Source organism: Kitasatospora sp. NPDC030952 (genome assembly GCF_055571335.1).
In genome coordinates this window covers 830,832-855,829 of record NZ_JBVIFM010000001.1, presented here as the reverse complement: position 1 = coordinate 855,829, position 24,998 = coordinate 830,832, and the positions used below count along the sequence as shown (strand labels likewise).

At 74.0% G+C, this 24,998-nt stretch carries 19 protein-coding genes; 14 read left to right on the top strand and 5 right to left on the bottom strand.

Going from position 1 to position 24,998, the window contains the following annotated elements:
* The first annotated feature begins 1 nt into the window (after position 1).
* Together ACZ47G_RS03975 and ACZ47G_RS03970 are read left to right on the top strand one after the other, a co-directional pair.
* Positions 2-1,447, top strand: a complete 1,446-nt coding sequence (locus ACZ47G_RS03975; RefSeq protein ID WP_465739838.1) for a protein kinase domain-containing protein — start codon at positions 2-4, stop codon at positions 1,445-1,447.
* Between the two features lie 112 nt (positions 1,448-1,559).
* Positions 1,560-3,278: a protein kinase domain-containing protein gene (locus ACZ47G_RS03970; RefSeq protein WP_465739836.1), complete on the top strand. Its 1,719-nt coding sequence runs from the start codon at positions 1,560-1,562 to the stop codon at positions 3,276-3,278.
* A 4-nt stretch (positions 3,279-3,282) separates the two neighbouring features.
* Here the strand turns inward: ACZ47G_RS03970 and ACZ47G_RS03965 are convergent, their stop codons facing one another.
* Positions 3,283-4,383, bottom strand: a complete 1,101-nt coding sequence (locus tag ACZ47G_RS03965) for a phosphotransferase enzyme family protein (protein WP_465739835.1) — start codon at positions 4,381-4,383, stop codon at positions 3,283-3,285.
* Between the two features lie 64 nt (positions 4,384-4,447).
* Positions 4,448-5,107, bottom strand: coding sequence for a response regulator (locus ACZ47G_RS03960; protein WP_380458484.1), 660 nt, complete (start codon positions 5,105-5,107; stop codon positions 4,448-4,450).
* A gap of 426 nt (positions 5,108-5,533) precedes the next feature.
* On the opposite strand from ACZ47G_RS03960, the gene pdhA reads away from it, so the two are divergent.
* Genes pdhA through ACZ47G_RS03945 form a run of 3 tightly spaced genes read left to right on the top strand, consistent with a single transcriptional unit; the run spans position 5,534 to position 9,108 of the window.
* Complete coding sequence (gene pdhA / locus ACZ47G_RS03955; protein WP_380458486.1) at positions 5,534-6,688, top strand: pyruvate dehydrogenase (acetyl-transferring) E1 component subunit alpha; 1,155 nt, start codon at positions 5,534-5,536, stop codon at positions 6,686-6,688.
* On the top strand, positions 6,688-7,662 hold the full coding sequence (locus ACZ47G_RS03950; protein ID WP_465739834.1) for an alpha-ketoacid dehydrogenase subunit beta: 975 nt from the start codon (positions 6,688-6,690) through the stop codon (positions 7,660-7,662). Before pdhA ends, ACZ47G_RS03950 begins: the two co-directional genes overlap by 1 nt.
* A 15-nt stretch (positions 7,663-7,677) precedes the next feature.
* Positions 7,678-9,108: a dihydrolipoamide acetyltransferase family protein gene (locus tag ACZ47G_RS03945; protein WP_465739833.1), complete on the top strand. Its 1,431-nt coding sequence runs from the start codon at positions 7,678-7,680 to the stop codon at positions 9,106-9,108.
* A gap of 80 nt (positions 9,109-9,188) precedes the next feature.
* Here ACZ47G_RS03945 and ACZ47G_RS03940 read toward each other — a convergent pair whose 3' ends face one another.
* Positions 9,189-10,136, bottom strand: a complete 948-nt coding sequence (locus ACZ47G_RS03940; RefSeq protein WP_465739832.1) for a hypothetical protein — start codon at positions 10,134-10,136, stop codon at positions 9,189-9,191.
* Positions 10,137-10,341: 205 nt separating this feature from the next.
* On the opposite strand from ACZ47G_RS03940, the gene ACZ47G_RS03935 reads away from it, so the two are divergent.
* From ACZ47G_RS03935 to ACZ47G_RS03925, 3 genes are all read left to right on the top strand, one after another.
* Positions 10,342-11,574, top strand: coding sequence for a benzoate/H(+) symporter BenE family transporter (locus tag ACZ47G_RS03935; RefSeq protein ID WP_465739831.1), 1,233 nt, complete (start codon positions 10,342-10,344; stop codon positions 11,572-11,574).
* Positions 11,575-11,746: 172 nt separating this feature from the next.
* The gene (locus ACZ47G_RS03930) at positions 11,747-12,979 is read left to right on the top strand and encodes a M64 family metallopeptidase (protein ID WP_465739830.1); all 1,233 of its coding nucleotides are present in this window, start codon (positions 11,747-11,749) and stop codon (positions 12,977-12,979) included.
* Positions 12,980-13,143: 164 nt separating this feature from the next.
* Positions 13,144-14,523, top strand: a complete 1,380-nt coding sequence (locus tag ACZ47G_RS03925; protein ID WP_465739829.1) for an MFS transporter — start codon at positions 13,144-13,146, stop codon at positions 14,521-14,523.
* 10 nt (positions 14,524-14,533) lie between these two features.
* Here the strand turns inward: ACZ47G_RS03925 and ACZ47G_RS03920 are convergent, their stop codons facing one another.
* Positions 14,534-15,355 carry a maleylpyruvate isomerase family mycothiol-dependent enzyme gene (locus ACZ47G_RS03920; protein WP_465739827.1) on the bottom strand — a complete coding sequence of 274 codons (822 nt, stop codon included), beginning with the start codon at positions 15,353-15,355 and terminating at the stop codon, positions 14,534-14,536.
* A 172-nt stretch (positions 15,356-15,527) separates the two neighbouring features.
* On the opposite strand from ACZ47G_RS03920, the gene ACZ47G_RS03915 reads away from it, so the two are divergent.
* The 3 genes from ACZ47G_RS03915 to ACZ47G_RS03905 all read left to right on the top strand — a co-directional run bounded on the left by ACZ47G_RS03915 (position 15,528) and on the right by ACZ47G_RS03905 (position 18,302).
* A complete protein-coding gene (locus ACZ47G_RS03915; protein WP_465739826.1) occupies positions 15,528-16,325 on the top strand; it encodes a carbon-nitrogen family hydrolase in 798 nt (265 codons plus the stop codon).
* Positions 16,326-16,472: 147 nt separating this feature from the next.
* Positions 16,473-17,540, top strand: coding sequence for a GntR family transcriptional regulator (locus ACZ47G_RS03910; RefSeq protein WP_465739824.1), 1,068 nt, complete (start codon positions 16,473-16,475; stop codon positions 17,538-17,540).
* A 114-nt stretch (positions 17,541-17,654) separates the two neighbouring features.
* A complete protein-coding gene (locus tag ACZ47G_RS03905; protein ID WP_380454200.1) occupies positions 17,655-18,302 on the top strand; it encodes a hypothetical protein in 648 nt (215 codons plus the stop codon).
* Positions 18,303-18,323: 21 nt separating this feature from the next.
* Here the strand turns inward: ACZ47G_RS03905 and ACZ47G_RS03900 are convergent, their stop codons facing one another.
* Positions 18,324-19,109: an SLATT domain-containing protein gene (locus ACZ47G_RS03900; protein ID WP_465739823.1), complete on the bottom strand. Its 786-nt coding sequence runs from the start codon at positions 19,107-19,109 to the stop codon at positions 18,324-18,326.
* Positions 19,110-19,477: 368 nt separating this feature from the next.
* Between ACZ47G_RS03900 and purD the strand changes: the two genes are divergently transcribed.
* The 3 genes from purD to ACZ47G_RS03885 all read left to right on the top strand — a co-directional run bounded on the left by purD (position 19,478) and on the right by ACZ47G_RS03885 (position 24,977).
* Positions 19,478-20,725, top strand: coding sequence for a phosphoribosylamine--glycine ligase (gene purD / locus ACZ47G_RS03895; protein WP_465739822.1), 1,248 nt, complete (start codon positions 19,478-19,480; stop codon positions 20,723-20,725).
* A gap of 905 nt (positions 20,726-21,630) precedes the next feature.
* Positions 21,631-23,211 (top strand): M48 family metalloprotease, encoded by a 1,581-nt coding sequence (locus ACZ47G_RS03890; protein ID WP_465739821.1) that lies wholly within the window; start codon positions 21,631-21,633, stop codon positions 23,209-23,211.
* 227 nt (positions 23,212-23,438) lie between these two features.
* Positions 23,439-24,977 (top strand): N,N-dimethylformamidase beta subunit family domain-containing protein, encoded by a 1,539-nt coding sequence (locus ACZ47G_RS03885; protein ID WP_465739820.1) that lies wholly within the window; start codon positions 23,439-23,441, stop codon positions 24,975-24,977.
* Positions 24,978-24,998: the final 21 nt, after the last annotated feature.

Below are 24,998 nucleotides of genomic sequence, written 5' to 3'. Positions count from 1 at the left end.
CATGAGCGAGCACGGCAACGCGGCGGCCGAGGGCTTCTCCCTGGGCAACGGCCGCTATGTGCTGCAGCGGCTGCTGGGCGAGGGCGGCATGGCTTCCGTGCACCTCGCGTACGACAGCGTGCTGGACCGGCAGGTGGCGCTGAAGAGCATGCACAGCGAGCTGGGCCGGGACGACTCGTTCAAGGAGCGGTTCCGCCGCGAGGCCCAGGCGGTGGCCCGGCTGGAGCACCCGAACATCGTCACGGTGTACGACAGCGGCGAGGACGTCGCCCCGGACGGCTCCAGCACGCCGTACATCGTCATGCAGCTGATCGACGGCATGGGCCTGCGCGAGTCGATCAACGAGGCGGTCGCCCAGTACGGCGCGATGCCGACCGAGGATGCCCTGCGGGTCATCGTCGGCGTGCTGAACGCGCTGGAGGCCTCGCACGACATGGGCCTGGTGCACCGCGACATCAAGCCCGGCAACGTCATGTTCGACCGCAAGGGCAACGTCAAGGTCATGGACTTCGGCATCGCCCGGGCGCTGGAGTCGGGCGTCACCTCGATGACCCAGACCGGCATGGTGGTCGGCACCCCGCAGTACCTGTCGCCGGAGCAGGCGCTCGGCAAGCCGGTCGACGCCCGCTCCGACCTGTACTCGGTCGGCGTGATGCTCTTCGAGATGCTCACCGGCCAGCTGGTCTTCGACGGCGACTCGGCCTTCTCGATCGCCTACAAGCACGTCCAGGAGGAGCCGCCGGCCCCCTCCAGCCTGAACGGCTCGCTCACCCCCGTGGTGGACGCCTTCGTGGCGCAGGCGCTGCGCAAGGACCCGGCGCACCGCTTCCAGAGCGCCGCCGCGATGCGGGACGAGGCGGAGCGGCTGATCGCCGAGCTGAAGGGCGGCGGGGCCGGGCACGCGCTGCAGGCCAGCTCCCCGCTGGTGATCAAGGAGGGGCCGCGCTCGGTGCACGCGACGCCGCAGGCGCCGCAGACCCCGCACCCGCAGTACCTCCAGCAGGGGCAGCCCCAGCCGCCGCAGTACCAGACCCCGCCGCCGGCCTACCAGACCCCGCACCCGCAGTACCTCCAGCAGGGGCAGCCGCAGCCGCCGGCGCCGCAGTACCGGACCCCGCCGCCGGCCTACCAGACCCCGCGCCCGCAGGCCCCGCACACCCCGCAGCCGCAGTTCCTTCAGCAAGGGGGGCCGCAGCAGGGCCCGCGGCCGATGCCGCCGGGCCCGCAGACGATGCCTCCGTACCAGCAGCCGAAGCCCAGCAGCGGCGGCTGTTCCACGGCCTTCGTGGTGATCGCGATCATCGTCGGCGTGCTGGTGCTGGCGGGCATCATCATCGCGATCGTGGTCAACAAGGCGCAGAACAGCACCAACGGGAAGTTCCACTCCGAGCGCCCGGCCGCGGTCGTCCTGGTGGACCCGCAGGCCGACCGGACCGGGCTGCTCTGACGGTTTCCCGCCGTTCTGCGGGTGTCACGGGTGCCCGTCGGAAGCGGTAGCGTTCGGGGATACGTAAGCGACAGGGCACCGCGATCCGAGCGAACGCCCGGGGCGAGGAGCGATGGCACAGACGCAGCAGCCGGACGACGAGGCGGGTGCCCGAGCGGTCGGACGGACCGGCGGCACGCCGAGGATCCCCGAGCCGGGCAGCGATGCCGCGACCTCCGCGCTGCCGCCCTTCGGCCGCGGCGGACCGCAGACTCCCGGTCGCGGGGTTCCGATGGGCACGGTCGGTGACGGCCGCTACCGGCTGACCCACCGGCTGGGCCGCGGCGGCATGGCCGAGGTGTTCGCCGCCGAGGACGTGCGGCTGGGCCGCACCGTCGCGGTCAAGCTGCTGCGCGGCGAGCTGGCCCAGGACGATGTCGCCCGGCTGCGCTTCACCCGCGAGGCACACGCCGTCGCGGCGCTGAACCACCACTCGATCGTCTCGGTCTACGACACCGGCGAGGAGTACCTCGGCGACGAGTCCACGCCGTACATCGTGATGGAGCTGGTCGAGGGCCGGACCGTCCGCGAGCTGCTGGTGGACGAGGAGGCGCCGCCGGTCGACCAGGCGCTGATCATCATCGCCGGGGTGCTGGAGGCGCTGGCCTACAGCCACCGCAACGGCATCGTGCACCGCGACATCAAGCCCGCCAACGTGATCATCACCAACACCGGCGCGGTCAAGGTGATGGACTTCGGCATCGCCCGGGCGCTGACCGGCGGGGCCACCACGATGACCCAGACCGGCATGGTCATGGGCACCCCGCAGTACCTGTCGCCGGAGCAGGCGCTCGGCAAGCCGGTCGACCACCGCTCCGACCTGTACGCGGCCGGCTGCATGCTCTACGAGCTGCTCACGCTGCGCCCGCCGTTCACCGGCGACACCCCGCTCTCGGTGGTCTACCAGCACGTCCAGGACCCGCCGGTGCCGCCCTCGCAGACCAACAGCCGGGTGCCGGTCGGCCTGGACCCGCTGGTGCTGCGCTCGCTCGCCAAGAACCCGGACGACCGCTTCCAGGACGCCGACGAGTTCCGCGCCCACCTCCAGCACGCGCTGCGCGAGATGCACGGCGCGGGCGGGGCCGCCTGGGCCGGCGCCGGGATGCCCGGCGACACCGGGGCCACCCAGGTGCTCCGGCCGGACCAGGCGGCGGCCACCCAGGCCTTCGGCGCGGTCGGCGCCGGCGACCAGACCTCGGTGCTGCCGTACTCGGCGGGCGGACCGCACACCCCCGCCCCCTACCAGGGGTCCGGCGGCTCGTACGGCGGTGGCGGCGAGGACGACCACGACGACCACGGCGGCCGGCGGCGCGGGCCGTGGGGCTGGGTGGCCGGCGGGATCGCCGTGCTGGTCGCGGTCGGCGCCGGGATCGCGTTCGCGCTCAGCGGCGGCGGTGGCGGCACCGACCACCAGACGACGCCCACGACGCCCGCCCCGGTGGTCAGCACCACCGAGCCGACCACGCCGACCCAGAACGGCCAGCCGACCCCGCCGCCGTCGACCTCCGGCAGCCGGCGGCCGACCCAGCCGACCGGCTCCGGCGGCTACGGCGGGACCGGCGGGACCGGCGGCGAGAACAACACGTCGCCGTCGCCGGGTACGGGCAAGCACACCCCGACCCCGACCCCGACGCCGACCACCACCCACTCCGCGACGGCCAGTTCGTCGGCGACCGGTGGACCGACCTCGGGGACGTCGCCGACCGCGGGCGGCGGGAACACCCCCCCGCCGGTGTCGCCCTCGAAGCCGGCCGGTGGTGGCGGCACGCTGCCGCCGCCGCTCAACCCCTGACGGATCAGTTGGCGAAGGCGTCCAGGACCTGCTCGTACTCCTGGCACCACCACGCCAACTGGCCCGCCGAGGCGGGGTACAGCGGGTCGGCCCGGTGGTCGGCCCGCTGGTAGCGCCACTGCAGCATCCAGAAGTCGTTCAGCCGCTCCCACCAGACCCGGTGGACGGCGGCGGCCAGCTGCTCTGCGGTGGCGGCGCCGGAGGCCCGGTAGGCCTGTGAGTAGCGGCGGACCCGGACCAGGTCGAGGGTGCCGGTGGTCCGGTCGTTGAAGAGCAGGGTGGCGGCGCGGACGGCCTCCTCGGCGCGCGGCTGCGGGCCGAGCTTGTCCCAGTCGAGCACGCCGGTGATCCGGTCGCCGTCCGGGCCCTCGCCGTGGAGCAGGTTGAGGCCGTGGAAGTCGCCGTGGGTCCAGCCGGTGGGCGGGGCGGCGAGCGGTCCGGGGCGGCGGTGGGCGTGCTCGGCGAGCAGTTCCAACCGTTCGTCCAGCCGTCGGACGACCAGGGCGTCGAGGTCGCCGTTGGGGCGGTGGTCGCGGGCTCGTCGCCGCAGCTCGCGGGCCAGTTCGGCGCTGTCGAGGGGGTCGGCGCTGTGGTAGCCGGCGGGCTGGTCGAGGGGGGCGCAGACGTCGTCGAGCGCGCCGTGCAGCCGGCCGAGCAGCGCGCCGAGCGCGTCGCACCCCGACGGATCCAGCTCGGTACCGTGTCGGTGTCGGCCATCCACCCAGGGGAACAGTGCGAACAGCCGGCCGTTCAGTCCGGCCACCGTCCCGCCGCCTCCGGAGCAGCTCAACGGGGGCGCCACGGGCAGCCCCAGGGCGTGCAGGTCGGTCATCGCGCGGTGGTGGGCGAGGATCTTCGGGCGGTTGGCGGTGGCGGCGTCGACGTAGCACTTCAGGAAGTACGCGCCGGCCTCGGCGGTGACCCGGTAGCCCCGGTTGAGCAGGCCCTCGGCGACCGGTTCGACGGTGAGCGGCCGCCCCACCCGGAAGCGGGCCAGGACCTCGGCGAGTGCGCTGCGCGGTACCGGTGGACTGAGGGTCCCTATCGGCGGTGCGGAGAGGTCGGGGCGGGCCGGGGCGCAGGCGAGGGTCTGGCTGAAAGTCACGTGCAGAGGTTATGGCCCCTTGGTGGGGGCCCTTGACAAACCATCACATGTGTGAAGGGCCGTATCAGTACTGATGATCGGCCTGGTGCCGGGCCACGTACGCCGCCGCCTGGGTGCGCCGCTCCATCCCCATCTTGGCGAGCAGACTGGAGACGTAGTTCTTCACCGTCTTCTCGGCCAGGTGCAACTCGTTGCCGATCTGACGGTTGGTCATCCCCTCGCCGATCAGATCGAGGATCCGCCGCTCCTGCTTGGTGAGTTGGGCCAGCCGTTCGTCCTCCTTCTCGCCGCCGTCGCGCAGCCGGGCGAGCACCCGGCTGGTGGCGACCGGGTCGAGCAGCGAGCGGCCGGCCGCGACGTCCCGGACGGCGGTGATCAGGTCGGTGCCGCGGATCGCCTTGAGGACGTAGCCGGAGGCGCCCGCCATGATCGAGTCGAACAGCGCCTCGTCGTCCGAGAAGGAGGTCAGCATCAGGCACTTGATCTCGGGCATCAGGGAGCGGATCTCCCGGCAGACCTCGACCCCGTTGCCGTCCGGGAGCCGGACGTCCAGCACCGCGACGTCGGGGTGGACCGCGGGGATCCGGGTGAGCGCCTCGGCGGCCGTGCCGGCCTCGCCGACGATCTCGATCTCGTCCTCGACCGACAGCAGATCGTGCACGCCGCGTCGGACGACCTCGTGGTCATCGAGCAGGAAAACCCTGATATGTCCGTTATCAGTCACGCCCAAAGCCTCCCATATCACCGTACAGAAGGCCTATCGTCCTGGGTGCCGTAACGGTGCGATCCAGCCACACCCGACCGAAACCGATACCGAGAACCCCCTTACGTACGGGCGTCCGCCCGGATAACGTGCGCTGGTGTCCTGAAGGCGCTCGAATTGAGAGCTGCGTCACGCCGACCGTCACCCCCACCCTTCCGACGGCGAGCCGGGCGCGGCACCCTCGGGGTTGTAGGCCCTGAACAAGTAGGACGTCCTAGCGCAAGCGCGCCAAGGGCGGACGCTGGGTAACGTTCTCGTGAGGGACGCCGTCGGAACAGGATCACCACCTGCCACGCAGTAGGTGCGCACACCCACGCGCGCCCCGCGAGGCGGTGACCGGACCGGTCACCGGCGACCCCGGGCGGCCGGACAGACCGAGGAGTGAACGTGACCGTCAAAAGCACGGCGAGGGCCCGCAAGAAGGCGGCCCCCGGCGTCCCTGACACCCTCCGCGCCACGGGGACGGACGCCCAGCCGGAGCTCGTACAGCTGCTCACGCCGGAAGGCGAGCGCGTCGAGCACCCGGACTACCCCCTCACCACCACTCCCGAGGAGCTGCGCTCCCTCTACCGCGACCTGGTGCTGGTGCGCCGGTTCGACGCCGAGGCGACCTCGCTCCAGCGCCAGGGCGAGCTGGGCCTGTGGGCCTCGCTGCTCGGCCAGGAGGCCGCGCAGGTCGGCTCCGGCCGGGCCATGCGCACCGGCGACTACGCCTTCCCCACCTACCGCGAGCACGGCGTGGCCTGGTGCCGCGACGTCGACCCGCTGAACCTGCTCGGCATGTTCCGCGGCGTGAACCACGGCGGCTGGGACCCGAACGAGAAGAACTTCCACCTCTACACCATCGTGATCGGCGCGCAGACCCTGCACGCCACCGGTTACGCGATGGGCATCACCAAGGACGGCTCCGACGACGCGGTGATCGCGTACTTCGGCGACGGCGCCTCCAGCCAGGGCGACGTCAACGAGGCCTTCACCTTCGCCTCGGTCTACAACTCCCCGGTGGTGTTCTTCTGCCAGAACAACCAGTGGGCGATCTCCGAGCCCACCACCACCCAGACCAAGATCCCGCTGTACCGCCGCGCCTCCGGCTTCGGCTTCCCGGGCGTCCGGGTCGACGGCAACGACGTGCTGGCCTGCCTCGCGGTCACCCGCTGGGCGCTCGACCACGCCCGCAGCGGCAACGGCCCGGTGCTGATCGAGGCCTTCACCTACCGGATGGGTGCCCACACCACCTCCGACGACCCGACCCGCTACCGGCTCGCCGAGGAGACCGAGGCCTGGAAGGCCAAGGACCCGATCCTGCGGCTGCGCACCCTCCTGGAGAAGGAGGGCCTGGCCGACGACGAGTTCTTCGCCGCCGTCGACGCCGAGAGCGAGCAGCTGGGGCTGCGGGTGCGCGAGGGCGTGCGCAGCATGCCGGACCCGGACCCGACGCTGATCTTCGACCACGTGTACAGCGAGCCGCACGCACTGGTCGATGAGGAACGGGCCGAATACGTCGAGTACGCGGCCTCCTTCGAGGCGGGGGAGAACCACTGATGGCCGGTCAGCTGAGCATCGCGAAGGCGCTCAACGAGGCGCTGCGCAAGTCGCTGGAGAACGACCCGAAGACCGTCCTGATGGGCGAGGACATCGGCAAGCTCGGCGGCGTCTTCCGGATCACCGACGGCCTGCAGAAGGACTTCGGCGAGGGCCGGGTGATCGACACCCCGCTGGCCGAGTCCGGCATCATGGGCACCGCGATCGGCCTCGCGCTGCGCGGCTACCGCCCGGTGGTGGAGATCCAGTTCGACGGTTTCGTCTACCCGGCCTTCGACCAGATCGTCTCCCAGCTGGCCAAGATGCACGCCCGTGCGCTGGGCCACGTCAAGATGCCGGTCACCGTCCGCATCCCCTACGCGGGTGGCATCGGCGCGGTCGAGCACCACAGCGAGTCGCACGAGGCGTACTTCGCGCACACCGCCGGTCTGCGGGTGGTCACCCCGTCCAACGCGCACGACGCGCACTGGATGCTGCGGCAGGCCATCGAGTCCGACGACCCGGTCATCTTCCTGGAGCCCAAGCGGCGTTACTGGGACAAGGGCGAGGTCGGCGCCGCCGCCGACCTGGGGCTGCACGACGCCCGGATCGTCCGCCCCGGCACCGACGCGACGCTGATCGCGTACGGCCCGATGGTCAAGGTCTGCCTGGAGGCCGCCGCGGCCGCCGCGGAGGACGGCCGCCGGCTGGAGGTCGTCGACCTGCGCTCGCTCTCCCCGGTGGACTTCACCACCCTGGAGGAGTCGGTCAAGCGCACCGGGCGGGCCGTCGTGGTGCACGAGGCCCCGGTGTTCCTGGGCATGGGCGCCGAGTTGGCCGCCCGGCTCACCGAGCGGTGCTTCTACCACCTGGAGGCACCGGTCCTGCGGGTCGGCGGCTACCACGCGCCGTACCCGCCGTCCCGGGTCGAGGAGTCCTTCCTGCCCGACCTGGACCGCGTGCTCGACGCCGTCGACCGCGCGCTCGCGTACTGATACCGGGGAGCGAAGATGACCACCGAAGTTCGCTCGCTCCGCGAGTTCAAGATGCCGGATGTGGGCGAGGGCCTCACCGAGGCCGAGATCCTCAGCTGGTACGTCAAGCCGGGTGACACCGTCACCGACGGGCAGGTCGTCTGCGAGGTGGAGACCGCCAAGGCGGCGGTGGAGCTGCCGATCCCGTTCAACGGGGTCGTCGAGCAGCTCTTCTTCCCCGAGGGCGCCACGGTCGACGTCGGCACCGTGATCATCACGGTGGCGGTCGCCGGGGAGGCGGGGGCCGCTCCGGCCGCCGCTGCCGCCGTGCCCGCGCCCGCCGCCGCGGCGCCGGCCGCCGAGGCTGAGCCGGAGCGCCGGGAGGTGCTGGTCGGGTACGGCCCGCGCACCGGCTCCGCCCAGCGTCGGGCCCGGCGGACCACCGCCAAGACCGTCGCCGCGGCGAAGCCGGCTCCGGCCGCGGCCCCGGCTCCGGTCGCTGCGGCCCCGGTTGTCCCGGCCGCGCCGGCGGCCGAAGTGCCGGTCGGTGAGCGGCCGTTGGCCAAGCCGCCGGTGCGCAAGCTGGCCAAGGACCTGGGCATCGACCTGCGGGCCGTCACCCCGACCGGCCGGGACGGCGTGATCACCCGCGAGGACCTGCACGCCCACGCCGCGGCCCAGGGCGCTGCGGCGGCTCCGGCCGTCGAGTCGGCCGTCGTCGAGGCGGCCGAGGCCGTGGTGGCGCCGGTGCCGGTGTCCGTCACGGGCGACGTCCGGGTGCCGATCAAGGGCGTCCGCAAGGCGACCGCGCAGGCGATGGTGGCCTCGGCCTTCACCGCCCCGCACGTCACCGAGTTCGTCCAGGTCGACGTGACCCGCACCATGAAGTTCGTCCGCAAGCTCAAGGAGAGCGGCGAACTGGGCCGGGACGTCCGGGTCAGCCCGCTGCTGCTGGTCGCCAAGGCGCTGCTGGTGGCGATCAAGCGGCACCCGGAGATCAACGCCCAGTGGGACGAGGCGGCCCAGGAGATCGTGGTCAAGGGCCAGGTCAACCTCGGCATCGCCGCGGCCACCCCGCGCGGTCTGATCGTCCCGAACATCAAGGACGCCGGCTCCAAGACCCTCGCGGGCCTGGCCGTTTCGCTCGGCGAGCTGGTCGAGACCGCCCGGCAGGGCAAGACCTCGCCGGCCGACATGCAGGGCGGCACGGTCACCATCACCAACGTCGGCGTCTTCGGCGTCGACACCGGCACCCCGATCCTCAACCCGGGCGAGGCGGCCATCCTGGCCTTCGGCGCGGTCCGGGAGCTGCCGTGGGTGCACAAGGGCAAGGTGGTCCCGCGACAGGTGACCACGCTCGCGCTCTCCTTCGACCACCGGCTGGTGGACGGGGAGTTGGGCTCCCGGGTGCTGGCCGACGTGGCCGGGCTGCTGGAGTTCCCGAAGCGCCTGATCACCTGGGGCTGACGCCCCCGGAGACGAGACGAAGGGGCCCTGCTCCGCACCGCCGTGCGGAGCAGGGCCCCTTCGCCGTACCCGCCCGTCGACTACCGCCGGCGGCGGAGTCGGCGGACGGTGAGCAGGACGCCGGCCCCCAGCGCGAGCAGCGCGGCGGCGGAGGTGGCGAGGAAGGTGTTGGTCTCGGCGGCGCCGGTGTGGGCCAGCTCGGCGGTGCCGGCCGGCGCGCTGGTCGCCGGGGCGGCGGAAGTGGCCTGCGGAGCCGTGGACTTGGGGGCCTCGGCGGCGGGGGCGGGGGTCTCCTTGGCCGGGGTCCGGTCGGCGACGGGCTCGGCGTGCTTGGTCTCCTTGGTCGGCGCGGGCTTGGGCTTGGTCGGGGTGGTGGGCTTGGCAGGGGCGGCGGGCTGCTGGGGCTTGGGGGCCGACACGGACATGGTCTTGAACACCCACGGCGCGTGCTGGCCGTCCTCGGTGTTCGCCGAGAGGCCGACCCGGATCTCGTGGAGGTCGGCCGGGGCCGTGGCGGACAGGCCGACCCGGAAAGTGAAGTGGGCTGCCCGTCCGTCGGCCAGGGCCTCGCCGTGCTTGCCGACCGCGAAGAGATTGGGGTCGCAGCCGCGGACGAGGGGGACCTTCTCCCAGCCCTTGGGCCCGGCCACCTCGACGGTCAGGTCCTGGCTGCGCAGCGGGGCGCCCTTCTCGTTGTAGAGCGCGAGCCCGGGCGTGACGGTGCGGTACGGAGCGCCCGTGAAGTTGACGACCTCGACCGGGATCTCGGTCTTCGGGCCGCCGGCCGTGATGGCGAGAGACGGCGTCATGAAGAACCCGTTCTGGACCGTGCCCTTGTGCTGGACGGCCGGCGCGCTCTCGGCGGGCGCGGTGGCCGTGTCCGGGGCGCCGCAGGCCCAGGCGGTGTCGGTGGCGAGGAGCTGGACGCCGCCCGCGAGGACGGTGGTGGCGGCCAGGAGGGCGATGCGGCGGCGGCCGGAGAAGGCGCGGTCGTTCTTCGCAAAACGGGTGATAACGGACGTGCGCATGACGTGACTCCCCAGGGTCATGGGTCTGACGGTGTGTTGGGTGAAGACGACCGGCTCCGCTCCTCGTGAGCGGAAGCGCCCCCCGGCTCCGCCGGTCTCGCTCTCCGTGCCTTCATCCGTACAGACGCGCATCCTCCGCAGGGGTTGCAGGTGGATCGAAAAGTTTTTTCGGGAGTCTTCGGCCGGGCTTCGGGATACTGCCGGAATGACGGATGAGCTGACGATTCGACCGGAGAAGACGGCGGCCGGGAGCGACGAACGCCGGTCGCTGCGGCGGGACGTGTCGGCGCCGGCGCTGCTGGCGGGGCTGGTCTGCGTCGTGGTGTCGTTCTCCGGACCGCTGGTGGTGGTGCTCGCGGCGGCCGCCGCCGGCCGGCTGGACCAGGCGCACACGGCGTCCTGGATCTGGGCGGTGGCGATCGGCAGCGGGGTGAGCGGCTTCGCGCTGAGCTGGTGGACCCGGACGCCGGTGATCACCGCCTGGTCCACCCCGGGCGCCGCGCTGCTGGTGACCAGCCTGGGCGACTACCCGTACCGGGAGGCGGTCGGGGCGTTCCTGGTGAGCGCGGTGGTGGTGACGCTGTTCGGGGTGACCGGCTGGTTCGGCCGGCTGATCGCGGCGGTGCCGGTGGGGATCGTGAACGCGATGCTGGCGGGCATCCTGTTCTCCTTCGGCGCCGGGATCTTCGGCGCGGTGCACGGTGCGCCGGTGCTGGTGGTGGGCAGCTTCGCGGCCTTCCTGCTGGCCAAGCGGTTCGCGCCGCGGTACGCGGTGCCGGTGGCGCTGGTGGTCGGCGGGGTGCTGGCGGCGCTGACCGTGGGGCTGCCGCTGCACCTGGGCTCGGGCGGGCCGACCGCACCGGTGCTGACGGTGCCGGCGTTCTCCTGGTCGGCGCTGGTGGGGCTGACGCTGCCGCTCGGCATCGTCACGCTGGCCTCGCAGAACGCGCCCGGGCTCGGGGTGATGCGGGCCTTCGGCTACCGGGCGGACGACCGGCTGCTGATCGGCTCGACGGGCGCGGTGTCGATGCTGATGGCGCCGTTCGGCTCGCCGGGGGTGAACCTGGCGGCGATCACGGCGGCGATCTGCTCGGGCCCGGAGGCCCACCCGGACCCGCGCCGACGGTACGTCGCGGGGATGTCCTCGGGGGTGCTGTACGTGGTGGTGGGCAGTTTCGGCGGGCTGCTGGTGAGCCTGTTCACCGGGCTGCCGAAGGAGCTGATCGCGGTGATCGCCGGGGTCGCGCTGCTGGCCTCGCTGCAGGGCAGCCTGGCGGCGGCGGTGGCCGAGGAGCGGGGGCGGGACGCGGCGGTGGTGACCTTCCTGGCGAGCGCCTCGGGGATGAGCCTGTTCGGCATCGGTTCGGCGTTCTGGGGGTTGCTCTTCGGGCTCGGGACGCACCTGGTGCTGGAGCTGGGGAGGCGGCCCCGGACGTGAGGCGCCGGAAGTGAGGCGCCGGGATTGATTGGTATCTCTGGCAGGACAGGAATCGTTCGGCCAGGTCGGTGACATTTTCTTCGGCCGGTGGGGGCGACACGCCGGTCCGGGTACGTCTCCGCTCCACCACCCGGGCGACACCGGGTGACCGGAGCCCCGAGGACGCACCCGTATGCCTGCTGGCAACCCTGGCCGTCTCGTCCGGAGTCTGGCCGCCCTCGTACTGGTGTCCACCGCCGTACTCCCCGCCGCCCTGGAACTCGTCGGCCCCTCGCCGTTCGGCGTGATCGGAGCCGGCGCCCCCGCCGACCGGGCGCTGCCGCCGCACACCGTGCTCCGCGCCGACCAGCGGCTGCCCGCGGCCGCCCCGACCTTCGACATACGCCGCACCGGGGACCCGGCCAACCGGATCACCCTGGTGCTGCTCGGCGACGGCTACACGACGGACGAACAGGAGGCCTTCCGGCAGCAGGCCGACAAGGCCTGGCACGCGCTGATGGACGTCGAGCCCTTCCGCACCTACCAGGGGTTCTTCAACATACGGCGGGTCGAGGTGGTCTCCCCGGTCTCCGGGATAGCCGAGACCGAGGGCCGTGGCCGCCACCCCGCCACCCCGTTGGGCATGCACTTCTGGTGCGAGGGCACCGCCCGGCTGCTCTGTGCCGACGAGGGCGCCACCGCCCGCTACGCCGGGGACAGCGCCGGGCCGCAGTACCTGATAGCGCTGGCCAACTCGGTCGAGTACGGCGGTGCGGGGGGCACCGGGGTGACCACCCTGGCCGGGGGCAGCCCGGACGCCGGACGGATCATCCAGCACGAGATCGGGCACACCGTGGGGGACCTCGGGGACGAGTACGACAGCGCCCCGGACGACGCCGACTACCCGAACCTCTCCACCCTCAACGCCGACGACATGCGCAAGAAGCAGACCAAGTGGTGGCGCTGGCTGGGCGCGGTGTCGCCGGACGGCGCCGGCACCGTCGGGGCGTACCGCAGCGCCAACGGCCTCTACCGGCCCACCCCCGACTCGGTGATGCGCACCCTCGGCAGCGCCTACAACCTGCCCTCCCGGGAGGCGATCATCGAGGAGCTGTACCGCAAGGTCCGCCCCACCGACGCCCCCTCGCCGCCGCCCGGCGAGGTCACCGGGCGTCCACGGCTGGACGTCCGACCGCTGCCGCTGACCGGCACCCGGCAGCTCCAGGTGGACTGGAAGGTGGACGGCGCCCCGGCCGCCCCGCAGGCCGTGGACGGCGGCCGGCTGGACACCGCCCTGCTGGACCTGCCCCCGGGCCGGACGGTGACCGTGACCGCGATCGTCCGGGACTCCACGGACTGGGTGCGGGACGAGGCCTTCCGGGACCGCTACATGACCCGGTCGGTGTCCTGGACGGTCACCGGCTGAGCGTCGCCGGCGCGGGTCCGTCGGCCGGGGCCGGCTGAAGGCAGCCGGCAGCCGGCGGCTGGGGGCTGGGGGCGGCCGGGGGTGGGGGCCGGAGTCCGGAGTCCGCGAGGTCACACCCCCCGGATCTGGGCGTCCAATCATGGGATGACTAGTCTGGACGGACTATGACCGTGGAGCCCGCCCGTTCAGCCCCGCCCCTGTCCGTCCCCGCTCCCCGAGCCACCGCCGAGCCCCGAGCCACCGCCGAGTCCCCGGCCACCGCCGGGCTCCCCGCCGCCACCGTCCCCGCGCCGCCCGGCGGCCGCGCGGCCTGGCTGGCCTGGTCCATCGGCGTCAGCGTCTACATCCTGGCCGTCATCCACCGCACCAGCCTCGGCGTGGCCGGACTGGACGCCGCCGAGCGCTTCGGCATCGGTGCCTCGGCGCTGTCCACCTTCTCCATCCTCCAGGTGCTGGTGTACGCGGCCATGCAGGTCCCGGTCGGCCTGCTGGTCGACCGGTTCGGGCCGCGCCGGGTGCTGCTGCTCGGCGTGCTGCTGCTGAGCGCCGGTCAGCTGGCCTTCGCCTTCAGCTCCTCCTTCGCCCCGGCACTGGCCTCCCGGGCGGTGCTCGGCTGCGGCGACGCGATGACCTTCATCAGCGTGCTGCGGATCGCCGCCCGGTGGTTCCCGGCGGCGAAGAACCCGTTCGTCGCCCAGCTGACCGGCCTGGCCGGGATGGGCGGCAACCTGGTCACCACCGTGGTGCTCGCCCAGGCGCTGCACAGCGAGGGCTGGACGCCCACCTTCGCGGCGATCGCGCTGCTCGGCGTGGCGGTGTTCGCGCTGGTCGCGCTCTTCCTCCAGGACACCCCGGCACAGCAGGAGCCGGTGCGGCCGGCCGGGGAGCGGCGGGAGCGGCCGAAGGTTCGCCGTCAGGTGCTGGACTGCTGGCGGGAGCCGGGCACCCGGCTGGGCCTGTGGATCCACTTCACCACCCAGTTCCCCGGCAACGCCTTCGGTCTGCTCTGGGGCCTGCCCTACCTGGTCGAGGCCCAGGGGATGACCCGGGGCGAGGCCGGCGGGCTGCTGACCGTGCTGGTGCTCGCCAACATGAGCTGCGGCTTCGTCTTCGGACGGCTGATCTCCCGGACGGCCCGGGCCCGGATGCCGATCGTGTTCGGCGTCCTCGCGGCCACCGGGCTCGGCTGGGCGCTGGTGCTGGCCTGGCCGGGCGGGCACCCGCCGTTCTGGCTGCTGGTCGGGATCATCCTGGTGATGGGCAGCAACGGCCCGGCCTCGCTGGTCGGCCTGGACTACGCGCGCGCCCGCAACCCGGTGGAACGGCTCGGCACCGCCTCCGGGATCGTCAACATGGGCGGCTTCATCGGCACGATGATCACCCTGTTCGGCATCGGCGTGCTGCTGGACGCGCTCTCCCCGGCCGGCGCCGGGGCGTACTCGGCCGAGGCCTTCCGCTGGGCGTTCTGCTGGCAGTACGTCCCGCTGGCGCTGGGCACGGCGATGATCCTGCGGCTGCGCCGGAAGGTCGCAGCCGCCTCCTGAACCCCGGGCCTCAGACGGTGACCGAGAAGTTGGCCAGCACCCGCTCGGCCAGCTCCTTGTCGCCCTCGACGCCCACCGGGCCGGGCCGGCCGCGGCCGCAGGCGAGCCGGACGTACGTCTCCCAGTCCATGGTGAGCTGGACGTCCGGGGCCAGGCTGATCGACTCGTCCACGACGCCGCGGCCGGCCGCGTCCACCCGGACGGTGCGCAGGAACTCCACCGGGCCGGTCACGTCCACCACCAGGGCCGTCCCGGCCGGGGCGCCGGCGTTGTGGGCGACGGCCTTGGGCAGGAACTGCAGCAGGTAGTCCCGGGCGACCAGGGCGCCCGGGGAGTCCAGGTCGCCGGGGGTGTCCAGGGCCCGGCGGAGGTCCTGCTCGTGCACCCAGACGTCGAAGGCCCGCACCCGCAGCAGCTCGTGGTACGGGATGTCCCTGGCCAGCGGGCCGCCCGGCCAGCGGACCGGCTCCTGCGGCGTCTGCTTGGCGTTCCGCAGCGCGCGCGAGCGGCGGATGATCGTGTACTCCAGCTCGCTGGTCATCTCCAGCGCGGTGTGGCAGCGGCGCTTGTCGACCGGCAGTTCGACGTAGCGGGCGAACTCGGTGGTCACGTGGCGAAGGTCACGCGGCAGCGAGTGGATCGGGCGGGGATCGCCGAGCAGCTCGGACTCCACCGCGATCACGTGCGAGACGACGTCGCGGACCGACCAGCCGGGGCACTCGGTGGCCCGGTTCCAGGAGCCTTCGGGCAGGGGGGCGACCAGCTCCGATATGGCCTCGATGCTCTGCGTCCACGCCTCCGTGTAAGCCTGCACGGTCTGGTTGTCCGTCACGGGAATCTCCGGCCCTCCGTCAGCTTTCCTACGCTCCGCGCCCGGCCGTCGCTCTCGGCCGGGATGGCCGGCTTCCGGGCGCGCACGCTAACCGCACGTTACGCTGCCGGGAGACAGCTGGGCAGCGCTTTCGGGTGACGATCGTAGGTCTCTTGCCGTGGACGGTGGTACTGTGCGCGCTTCATTGATCCAACTCGCGGTCTCCGACGCCGAGCCGCCCGCCGAACGGCGGGCCCGGGCCGCGTCGCTGGTACGGGCCCAACAGGGCGCCGACCTGGTGGTGCTGCCCGAGCTGTGGCCGCTCGGCGGCTTCGCCCACGAGCTCTGGTCGGACGGCGCCGAGACGCTGGACGGGCCCACCTCGGACGCGATGGCGGCCGCCGCCCGGGCCGCCGGGGTCTGGCTGCACGCCGGTTCGATCGTCGAACGCGACCCGGACGGTCCGATCTACAACACCTCGATGGTGTTCGCCCCCGACGGCGAGCTGGTGCACACCTACCGCAAGATCCACCGCTTCGGCTTCGACAGCGGCGAGGCGGTGGTGATGGGCGCCGGGCAGGAGATCGTCACCGCGCCCACCGAGTTCGGCACCCTGGGCCTGGCCACCTGCTACGACCTGCGCTTCCCGGAGCTGTTCCGGGCGCTGCTGGACGCCGGCGCCCAGCTGCTGGTGGTCCCGGCGGCCTGGCCGGCCAAGCGGCGCGAGCACTGGACGCTGCTGGCCCGGGCCCGGGCACTGGAGGAGCAGGCCTTCGTGCTGGCCTGCAACACCGCCGGGACGCACGCCGGGGTCGAGCAGGCCGGGCACAGCCTGGTGGTGGACCCGTGGGGCAAGGTGCTGGCCGAGGCCGGGCCGGACGAGCAGGTGCTGACCGTCGAGTTCGACCCGGCCGAGGTGGGCCGGGCGCGCGAGGACTTCCCGGTGCTGCGGGACCGCCTGCTGGGGATCCCGGCGCCGGTCCAGCGGTAGGCGCGGGCGGGGGCACGGCTTTCCGGAGGGTTGGTTCGTACCTGCTCCGGGCCGGTTTGAGAAGATGAGCACTCGTCGTGTTCCCCGCCGCCGGTCGGCCGGTCCGTCGCGGGTCGGCACGGCGGCCCGCCCGAGGAGGTCGCGCGCATGTCCGGCACCGGCGCCGGCGACACCCCCCGCCCCGTCATCCAGCGCAACAGCCTGCGCGAGCAGATCGCCGGCGCGCTCCGCGAGGAGATGATGGCCGGCCGGCTGGAGGCCGGCCGCAACTTCACCGTCAAGGAGATCGCCGACCTGTACGGCGTCTCCGCGACCCCGGCCCGCGAGGCCCTGGTCGACCTCGGCGCCCAGGGGCTGCTGCGGGCCGAGCACCACCGCGGCTTCACGGTGCCGGAGCTGGGCTGGGAGGACTTCCTGGAGATCTTCGAGTCCCGGGTGCTGCTCACCGACAGCTTCTACCGCCAGTTCTCCACCCGCCGGTCGCTGCCCGACCTCAGCCGGCTGCCCTCACTGAGCCGCCGGGCCGACGCGGCCGTCCGGGCCGCCCGGGCCGGGAACCTGGACGTGATGGTGGGCTGCGACCGCCGGTTCTGGCAGGAGGTCTCCGCCCTGCTCGGCAACCGCCGGATCGGGGACTACCTGGACTGGCTGCGGGTGCAGTCCTGGATGTTCGCCGCGCCCTACCTGCGGGCGATGCCCACCCTGGCCGGGGTCTGCTGGGACCGCCACCCCGACCTGGTCGACGCGATCGCGACCCACGACCTGATCGGCGCGCACCGGATCATCTGCGAGTACAACCTGTTCACCGTCCGGCTGCTGGCCGGGCTGGCCGGGCGGCCGCTGGAGTCGGTGACGGTGCTCGGGCTGCTCACCGAGGTCGCCGACGGGGAGCCGCTACCCGTCCCGGTCGAGCCGCCGGGGCCGCAGCCGGTCCAGCCGTCGGCCCAGTCGCCGGCCCGGCCGTCGGCGGAGCCCGCGTCGGGAGCGGGAGCGGGAGCGGGAACAGCGACGGCGACGGGGACGGCCCGGTCCGGGCGGCCCCGGCGGAGCGACGAGGTCGGCCGCGAGCTGGGCCGGGAACTGGGCCTGGGCCTAGGCCTGGTACCGCAGCCGCGCTGGGTGCCGCCGCACACCGGGTTCGGCCGGAAGCTGCCCGAGCCACCCCCCGAGGCCCCGCGGGGACGGCCCGATCCGCACCCGGCTCCGGGCCGGTAGGGTGGGCGGGCGTCGAACCGGGCGCCCGCACGGGCCGTCCGGGTACCGACTCCGCCCCCGCCGTCGCCCCGCTCCCGCGGGCGATTCCCGCCGCCCGGAGAGGAACTGCCGGCCATGGCCTGCGACCTCTGGCTCGTCCCGCTGGTGGACGTGCTGAGCCACAGCCCCGACAACCCCTTCCGGGACGACCTCGCGCTCTACAACGCGGTGCTGACCTCACGCGGGCTGCCCGAGGTGCCGGTCTACCAGTTCGTCCCCGGGCTCAGCGGGGCGGTCGAGCCGATAGCCGCCTTCGACTACGACTCGCTGCACTTCCTGCGCCGCGCCTACCTGTTGGGCCTCACCGGCCTGGACATCACCCCGGTCGACGCGCTCGGCGGCGACTACGAGCAGCTGCTGGAGATGTTCGAGAGCAGCGCCGAACAGTCCCACCTGGTCTGGCACTTCGACCACGCCGGCGCGTACGTGCCGATCGAGTTCCCGGCCCCGCTGGTGGACGACACCCTGCTCGCCTCCGGCGGCCCGCTCGGCTCCAGCCACGGGCTGCTGCGCGAACTCCAGGCCGTGGCACCGGCCCTGGGCATCGACCCGCTCAACCCGCCGGCCCCGACCCGGCCGCTCGGCCCGACCGGCCTGGAGCAGCCGTTCGGGCCGCCGATCGACGACCTGCACCCCTTCGCCCGGGAGCGGCACGCCTGGTCGGGCCTGTACGCGGCGGCGACCCGCAGCCTCGCCCAGGGCTCGATGATCGTCTTCGCGTAGCGCGTCCCGCTCCCGCCGGGCCTAGCGCAGCGGCCCCTCCGGCGGCCGCTGGCGCGGCATGGTGGGCCTGGCCCCCGGCGGCGGCAGCACCCGCACCTGGGCGCCCACCCCGGGCTCGGTGCGCCCGCCCCACGTCCCCGCGGACTGGGTGGGCAGCTGGGTCATCGACGCGCGGAACTCCAGCATCCACTCCGAGGTCTCGGTGCGGACCATGTCCGAGACGTCCTCGCAGAACCGGCGCAGCACGCCCAGGCAGCGCTCGGCGGCCTCGCCCGCGGTGCCCTCGGTCGGGCCGAGCACCTCGCGCACGCACTCCGACGCCCAGTCGAACTGGAAGGCCTCCAGGCGGCGTTGCAGCGCCTGCGCGGTGGAGACGTCCCGCATCCAGCCGGAGGTGAGCCCGAAGACCCGGTCGGTGCCGTAGCAGGCGGCGGCGAGCGCGAGGCCGACGTAGCCCCAGCCGGCGCCGTGCGCGACGGTGCCGGTGAGCTGGACCAGCGGGGCGGTCACCCCGCCCACCGCGAAGCCGGCCGACCCGAACCGCAGCAGCCGGGCCCAGCGGCGCTTCCAGATCCGGTCCCGGCGGTACCACTCGATCGCCTCGACCGCCCGCTCCTCGGACCAGCGGTAGAGCTCCTCCAGCCGTTCGGCGGGCTCGCCCCAGTCCCCGAGCGGGAACTGGCGGGCGCTCAGATCGCCCCGGTGGCGGGTGGAGGCCCGCCGGGCCACGGCTGCGGCGGGCTGGTCCTCCTCACCGATCTCCTTGCCCCAGGCACTCTCCTCGGGCTGCATTTCCGGCTGGCTCACCTGTGGGGCTCCCTGTGGCGGGCGGGCGGCTGGGTCTGTCGGCGCATCGGCTGACGTGACGTCTGCCGGTGGTTCTCCAACAGCACTTCTTACCGCCAAATGGCTGACCGTGGGTGCCCTTCACCGCTGATCGTTACCGGTTTCGGCCACCGGAACCCGAGGTGGGGCGGTTGCGGGGGTCGGCGAGATTTCACCCGTCCGAGCGAGGCGCCGGTGACCCGCCGTCCTGACCCGGACACTCGCCGCGCATCCGGGACCGTCCTGGTTTGGAGGATCCTCCTACGTCATCGGTGTACGGAGCGCCTTTCCTGGAGGATCCGACGGGACCGGAGAGCGGCCGGAACTGGCCACCGACTACGCTGCCTGGCGTGAAGGTCCTCGTCATCGGCGGCGGCGCCCGCGAACACGCCCTGTGCCGCTCCCTGTCCCAAGATCCCTCCGTGACCGAGTTGCACTGTGCCCCGGGCAACGCCGGTACGGCCCGAGTGGCGACGGTCCACCCGGTCGACCAGCTGGACGGCGCGCAGGTCGCCGAACTGGCCGCCAAGCTCGGCGCCGACCTGGTGGTGGTCGGCCCCGAGGCCCCGCTGGTGGCCGGCGTCGCCGACGCCGTGCGCGCGGCCGGCATCCCGGTCTTCGGCCCCTCCGGCGCGGCCGCGCAGCTGGAGGGCTCCAAGGCCTTCGCCAAGGACGTGATGGCCGGCGCCGGCGTGCCCACCGCCCGCTCCTACGTCTGCACCACCGCCGAGGAGGCCGCCGAGGCGCTGGACGCCTTCGGCGCCCCGTACGTGGTCAAGGACGACGGCCTGGCGGCCGGCAAGGGCGTCGTGGTCACCTCCGACCGCGCCGCCGCGCTGGCGCACGCCGCCTCCTGCGAGCGCGTGGTCATCGAGGAGTACCTCGACGGCCCCGAGGTCTCGCTGTTCGCGATCACCGACGGCACCACCGTGCTGCCGCTGCAGCCCGCCCAGGACTTCAAGCGGGCCCTGGACGGCGACGAGGGCCCCAACACCGGTGGCATGGGCGCCTACTCGCCGCTGCCCTGGGCCCCGGCCGGGCTGGTCCAGGAGGTCCTGGACACCGTCCTCCAGCCCACGGTGGACGAGCTGCGCCGCCGCGGCACCGAGTTCTCCGGCCTGCTGTACGCGGGCCTGGCGCTCACCTCCCGCGGCACCCGGGTGATCGAGTTCAACGCCCGCTTCGGCGACCCGGAGACCCAGGTCGTGCTGGCCCGGCTGCGCACCCCGCTGGCCGGCGTGCTGCTGGCCTCCGCCACCGGCACCCTGGACCAGCTGGAGCCGCTGCGCTGGGACGAGGGGGCGGCCGTCACCGTGGTCGTCGCCTCCGAGGGCTACCCGGCCGCGCCCCGCACCGGCGACCCGATCGAGGGCCTGGCCGAGGCCGAGGCGGACGGCACCGCGTACGTGCTGCACGCCGGCACGGCGACGGACCAGGACGGCCGGGTGCTCAGCGCCGGCGGCCGCGTCCTGTCGGTCACCGCGACCGGCGCCGACCTGGCGGAGGCCCGCGACCGCGCCTACGCGGCGGTGGACCGGATCTCCCTCAAGGGCGGCCAGCACCGCACCGACATCGCGCTCAAGGCGGCCACCGCCTGAGGTCCCGCGCCCCTCGCGGCCCCCGTGCGACCCCTCGCACGGGGGCCGAGCCATGGGCCCAACGAAACAGGCCCCGCGCCACGGATCCTGCGCCATCGGGCCTGAACCATCGGGCCTGCGCTACGGGTTCTGCGTGACGGGGCCCGCGCCACGCACGGCGCGAGCGAGCCGAAGGGGCGCGCCGGTGCCGAAAGGGAGAAGGGCCAAGCCGCCGACGAAGGAGGTGGCGCAGCGCCCGCCGACCGTCGGCACCGGGTCCGAGCGCCCCGGAGCCGAGCGAGCCCCAGAAAGGGGGTCGGCACCGGGTCCGAGCGCCCCGGAGCCGAGCGAGCCCCAGAAAGGGGGTCGGCACCGGGTCCGAGCGCCCCGGAGCCGAGCGAGCCCAAAAAGGGGGCCGCGGCAACCCACAGGGCGCAGCGCCTCCGGCGTTTCCGGGGTGGGGGTGGTCCGGCGGGCCGACTCACCGTTCGGCGGGCGGATTCCAGCCCATCGGGTGATAGCACCCGCATCCAGCTGACGTAACCGGGCGCTCGGCCTTATGGTGCGCTGGATCGCCGTGCGACGGGCCGTGCGCCTGGGTCGCCGCCGGGTAGCGGCGCGCCCGCGGGGGGATGCTGGACGGCGATCGGCCAGGCGGTCGCCCGGTGCTTCGCATCGGACCGGTCGTGGGCGTCCGGAATTCGGACGGCGTCACCGCAGCGACCGGGCGGCGTCACCGGGACGAGTGGAAACCGGGCCGATCCGGAACACCCGCCCGGATCGGGGCGTCGAAAATGTCAGTAGCGCCACACAGCATGCACTGCCGGGGAGCGGACACCTCCGCTTCCCGGTCGGAACTGATCGTTTCGAGTCGGCTCAGGGCCCGTAACGGGCGCCCGAGGGCTCCGAAGGGGGTGCCGCACCGTATGGCCGTCGACACCGCGCGCGCTCACGCCCAAGCGGTCCTGCGGATCCGGGGCCTCGCTCTGGCCGCGGCCGTCCTGCCCGCCGCCGTCGCGGTGGTCCTGCTCGCGGGCCGGTTCACCGGCCGGATCGGGGCCGCCGGTTCCTCCGACGCCGCCGGCTGGGACGCCGCCCGCTGGGTGATATGCGCGGTCGCCGCGCTGACCCTGCTGGTGGCCGGGCTGACCGCCCGCGCCCTGCGCCGGGCCGTCCCGCCACGGACCCCGGCCGTACCGGTCGAGCGGGGCGCCGCCCCCGAGCTGTACCGGCTGATCGACGAACTGGCCGACCGGCTGGACGTCCCCGCGCCCTCCGCGGTGGCCCTCACCCCGGACTGCGACAGCTGGCTGGAGGATGTCGCGCCGCCCCGGCGCCCCCGCGGGCCGCGACCGCACGCCGGGCCGCCCGCGCCGGTGCTGGTGATCGGCTCGCCCTTCCTGTGGTGGATGCGGGCCGGCGAGCTGCGCGCCCTGCTCGCCCCCGTGGTGGCCGGCACCGCCGCCTCCGCGGACCCGGAGATCGCCGCCGCCCGCCGCTTCCTGCGCAGCCTGGACGCCTGCCTGGACTCCGGCGCGGGCACCGCCCCCGGCCTCGGCGGCGGCACCCTGGCCGGGCCGCCCGCCCCGCCCCGCCGCGGCCCGGCCGGGTTCGCCGACCGGCTCACCCGGCGGGTCACCCGCCGGCTGCTGGGCGCGTGCCGCGGCCACTCCGCCGAGCTGGAGCGGTCGGTCGCGAGCTGGGCCTCCGAGCAGGCCCGGACGGTCGACTACGGCCTGCGGATCGCCGCCCAGGAGCAGGTCGGCCTGGCCTACGCCGGCTGGGACCGGCTGCTCACCCGGGTCGCGCTGCCCGCCTGGCGGCTCGGCCGCCACCCGGTGCACCTGAACGCCGGCGTGGTCGCCGCACTGACCGAGCTGTCCCGCCGCGACCGGCTGGCCGACAGCTACGGCACCCGGCTCGGCGACCGCCCCGCCTGCGACCTGCTGGAGGAGCCCGGCGAGGTGGACCGGGCGGTCTCCCGGCTCGCGGCCGAGCTGTTCTTCGGCCGTCCGGCGGCCGGCGCCTGGCACGAGCTGGAGTGGGCCGACTACCCGGCCGGGGTGGTGGACGTCGGCTGGCGGGCCCGGGCCACCGGCCTGCAGTCCGCGCTGGACCGGCTGGCCCCGCAGTCCCGCCCCGGCGCCCCGACGCTCACCCGGCTGCTGCTCCGGCTCGCCGAGGGCGACGGCGAGCAGCTGGCGGCCGCCCTGGCCGCCCAGCTGGCCCGCACCACCGCCCCGGCCCCGCTGCTCGAACCCGACCGCACCGGCCGCGACCTGCTGGTCGACCACGTCACCGCGATGGTCTGCTGCGCCGCCGTGGACACCGCGGGCGGCGCCCCCGGCCTGGACTGGCTGGACGGCCCGGTGCTGCTGCTCGGCGGGGTCCGCCGCACCGACCTGGCCGGCCCGGTCGCCCAGGCCGTGGAGCAGGGCCAGGACGGTCCGCTGCGCGCCTGGCTGGACGCCGCCGAGGTCCGGCTCGAGAAACCCGTCCGCCTCTGACGTCGCAGCCGTCCCGGGCGGCGCTCGGAGCCCCGGCACGCGCCCCCGGGGGCTTCGGCCGCCGGCCGTATCCGCAGGCCGGAGGCCCTGTCCTGACGGCCCGGAAGATTCCCGACACCAATTGCTACCGTGGGGTGACGGAGCGCCAGCGCCGTGTGGTGTATTAGACCGCACGCACATCCGGGGGGCACGTGCCAACCGGACGGAAGTGCACCTGGGAGGGGCGCGTGGGGACCGAACTCAACCGCCGCTGGGAGTCGGGCACGCACGCTTACAGCGTCTCCGACCCCTTCGGCCAGGGCCCGCTGCCCTGGCTGCGCAGCCCCGACCAGTACCTGGCCGGGGCCGAGGGCGCCGTGCCCTGGTACGTCTCGGTGGACGCGCCCGGCCAGCAGCCGCTGTCGGCCGGCGCGCGGACCAAGCCGCCGGTCGGCACCCCGCAGAGCTCCAACGACGTCGACCAGCAGATCAAGGGCTTCGCCTCGGCAGGGGTGGTCCGCCCCGGCGGCTCGGTGGACTTCCGGGTCACCGTCAACCCGCCCCGCGACTTCACCGTGAGCGTCTACCGGATCGGCCACTACGGCGGCGACGGCGCCCGCCACATGACCGACAGCCCCTTGGTGGCCGGCCTCGCCCAGCCCGCCCCGCTGGTGGTCGAGCGGACGGTCTCCTGCCACCACTGGTGGCACTCCTGGCGACTGCAGATCCCGGCGCACTGGAAGCCCGGCGCGTACGTCGCCGTGCTGACCACCGCCGACATGCTGCACCGCAGCCACATCCCGTTCACCGTACGGGACTTCGCCGACCAGGGGCGCACCGCCGAGCTGCTCCTGGTGCTCCCGGACGTGACCTGGCAGGCGTACAACCTGTTCCCCGAGGACGGCCGCACCGGCGCCAGCCTCTACCACGCCTGGGACGGCCGGGGCGGCCTGGTCGGCGAGCCCGAGGCGGCCGTCACGGTGTCCTTCGACCGCCCGCACGCCACCGCCGGACTGCCGCTGCACGTCGGCCACGCGTACGACTTCATCCGCTGGGCCGAGCGCTACGGCTACGACCTCTCCTACGCCACCGCCACCGACCTGCACGCCGGCCTGGTGGACCCGGCCGAGCACCGCGCGCTGGTCTTCCCCGGCCACGACGAGTACTGGTCCGAGCCGATGAGACGGGCCGCCGAACGGGCCCGGGACGGCGGCACCTCGCTGGTCTTCCTGTCCGCCAACACCATGTACTGGCGGGTCGAGCTGACCGCCGCCGCCTCCGGCGAGCCCAACCGGCTGCTCAACTGCCGCAAGCGGCAGAAGGCCGGACCGGGCAGCCCGGCCGCCGGGGTGCCCGGTGCGGCCAGCGCGCTGTGGCGGGACGCCGGCGAGCCCGAGCAGCACCTGCTGGGGGTGCAGTACTCGGGCCGGGTCGCGGCGCCGGTGCCGCTGGTCGCCCGGCACACCGGGCACTGGCTCTGGGACGGCACCGGGCTGCAGGAGGGCGACGAGCTGCCCGGCCTGGTCGCGGGGGAGGCCGACCGGTACTACCCGAAGGTCGCGCTGCCCGAGCACACCGAGCGGGTGCTGCTGGCCCACTCGCCGTACCGGGACCTGGCCGGCCGCACCCGCTACCAGGAGACCTCGCTGTACCGGGCGCCCAGCGGCGCGTACGTCTTCGCGGCCGGCACCTTCGCCTGGTCGCCCGCGCTGGGCCGCCCCGGGCTCACCGACGAGCGGGTCCAGCGGGCCACCGCCAACCTGCTGGACCGGCTCTGCAAGAACTGAGCCCCGGCTCCGCAGGAACCG

Bases quoted from the DNA above. Each gene is read 5' to 3' on its own strand.
- ACZ47G_RS03975 (WP_465739838.1), top strand. From the start codon at position 2: ATGAGCGAGCACGGCAACGCGGCGGCCGAGGGCTTCTCCCTGGGCAAC.
- ACZ47G_RS03970 (WP_465739836.1), top strand. From the start codon at position 1,560: ATGGCACAGACGCAGCAGCCGGACGACGAGGCGGGTGCCCGAGCGGTC.
- ACZ47G_RS03950 (WP_465739834.1), top strand. From the start codon at position 6,688: ATGGCCGGTCAGCTGAGCATCGCGAAGGCGCTCAACGAGGCGCTGCGC.
- ACZ47G_RS03945 (WP_465739833.1), top strand. From the start codon at position 7,678: ATGACCACCGAAGTTCGCTCGCTCCGCGAGTTCAAGATGCCGGATGTG.
- ACZ47G_RS03940 (WP_465739832.1), bottom strand. From the start codon at position 10,136: ATGCGCACGTCCGTTATCACCCGTTTTGCGAAGAACGACCGCGCCTTC.
- ACZ47G_RS03935 (WP_465739831.1), top strand. From the start codon at position 10,342: ATGACGGATGAGCTGACGATTCGACCGGAGAAGACGGCGGCCGGGAGC.
- ACZ47G_RS03930 (WP_465739830.1), top strand. From the start codon at position 11,747: ATGCCTGCTGGCAACCCTGGCCGTCTCGTCCGGAGTCTGGCCGCCCTC.
- ACZ47G_RS03925 (WP_465739829.1), top strand. From the start codon at position 13,144: ATGACCGTGGAGCCCGCCCGTTCAGCCCCGCCCCTGTCCGTCCCCGCT.
- ACZ47G_RS03910 (WP_465739824.1), top strand. From the start codon at position 16,473: ATGTCCGGCACCGGCGCCGGCGACACCCCCCGCCCCGTCATCCAGCGC.
- ACZ47G_RS03905 (WP_380454200.1), top strand. From the start codon at position 17,655: ATGGCCTGCGACCTCTGGCTCGTCCCGCTGGTGGACGTGCTGAGCCAC.
- ACZ47G_RS03890 (WP_465739821.1), top strand. From the start codon at position 21,631: ATGGCCGTCGACACCGCGCGCGCTCACGCCCAAGCGGTCCTGCGGATC.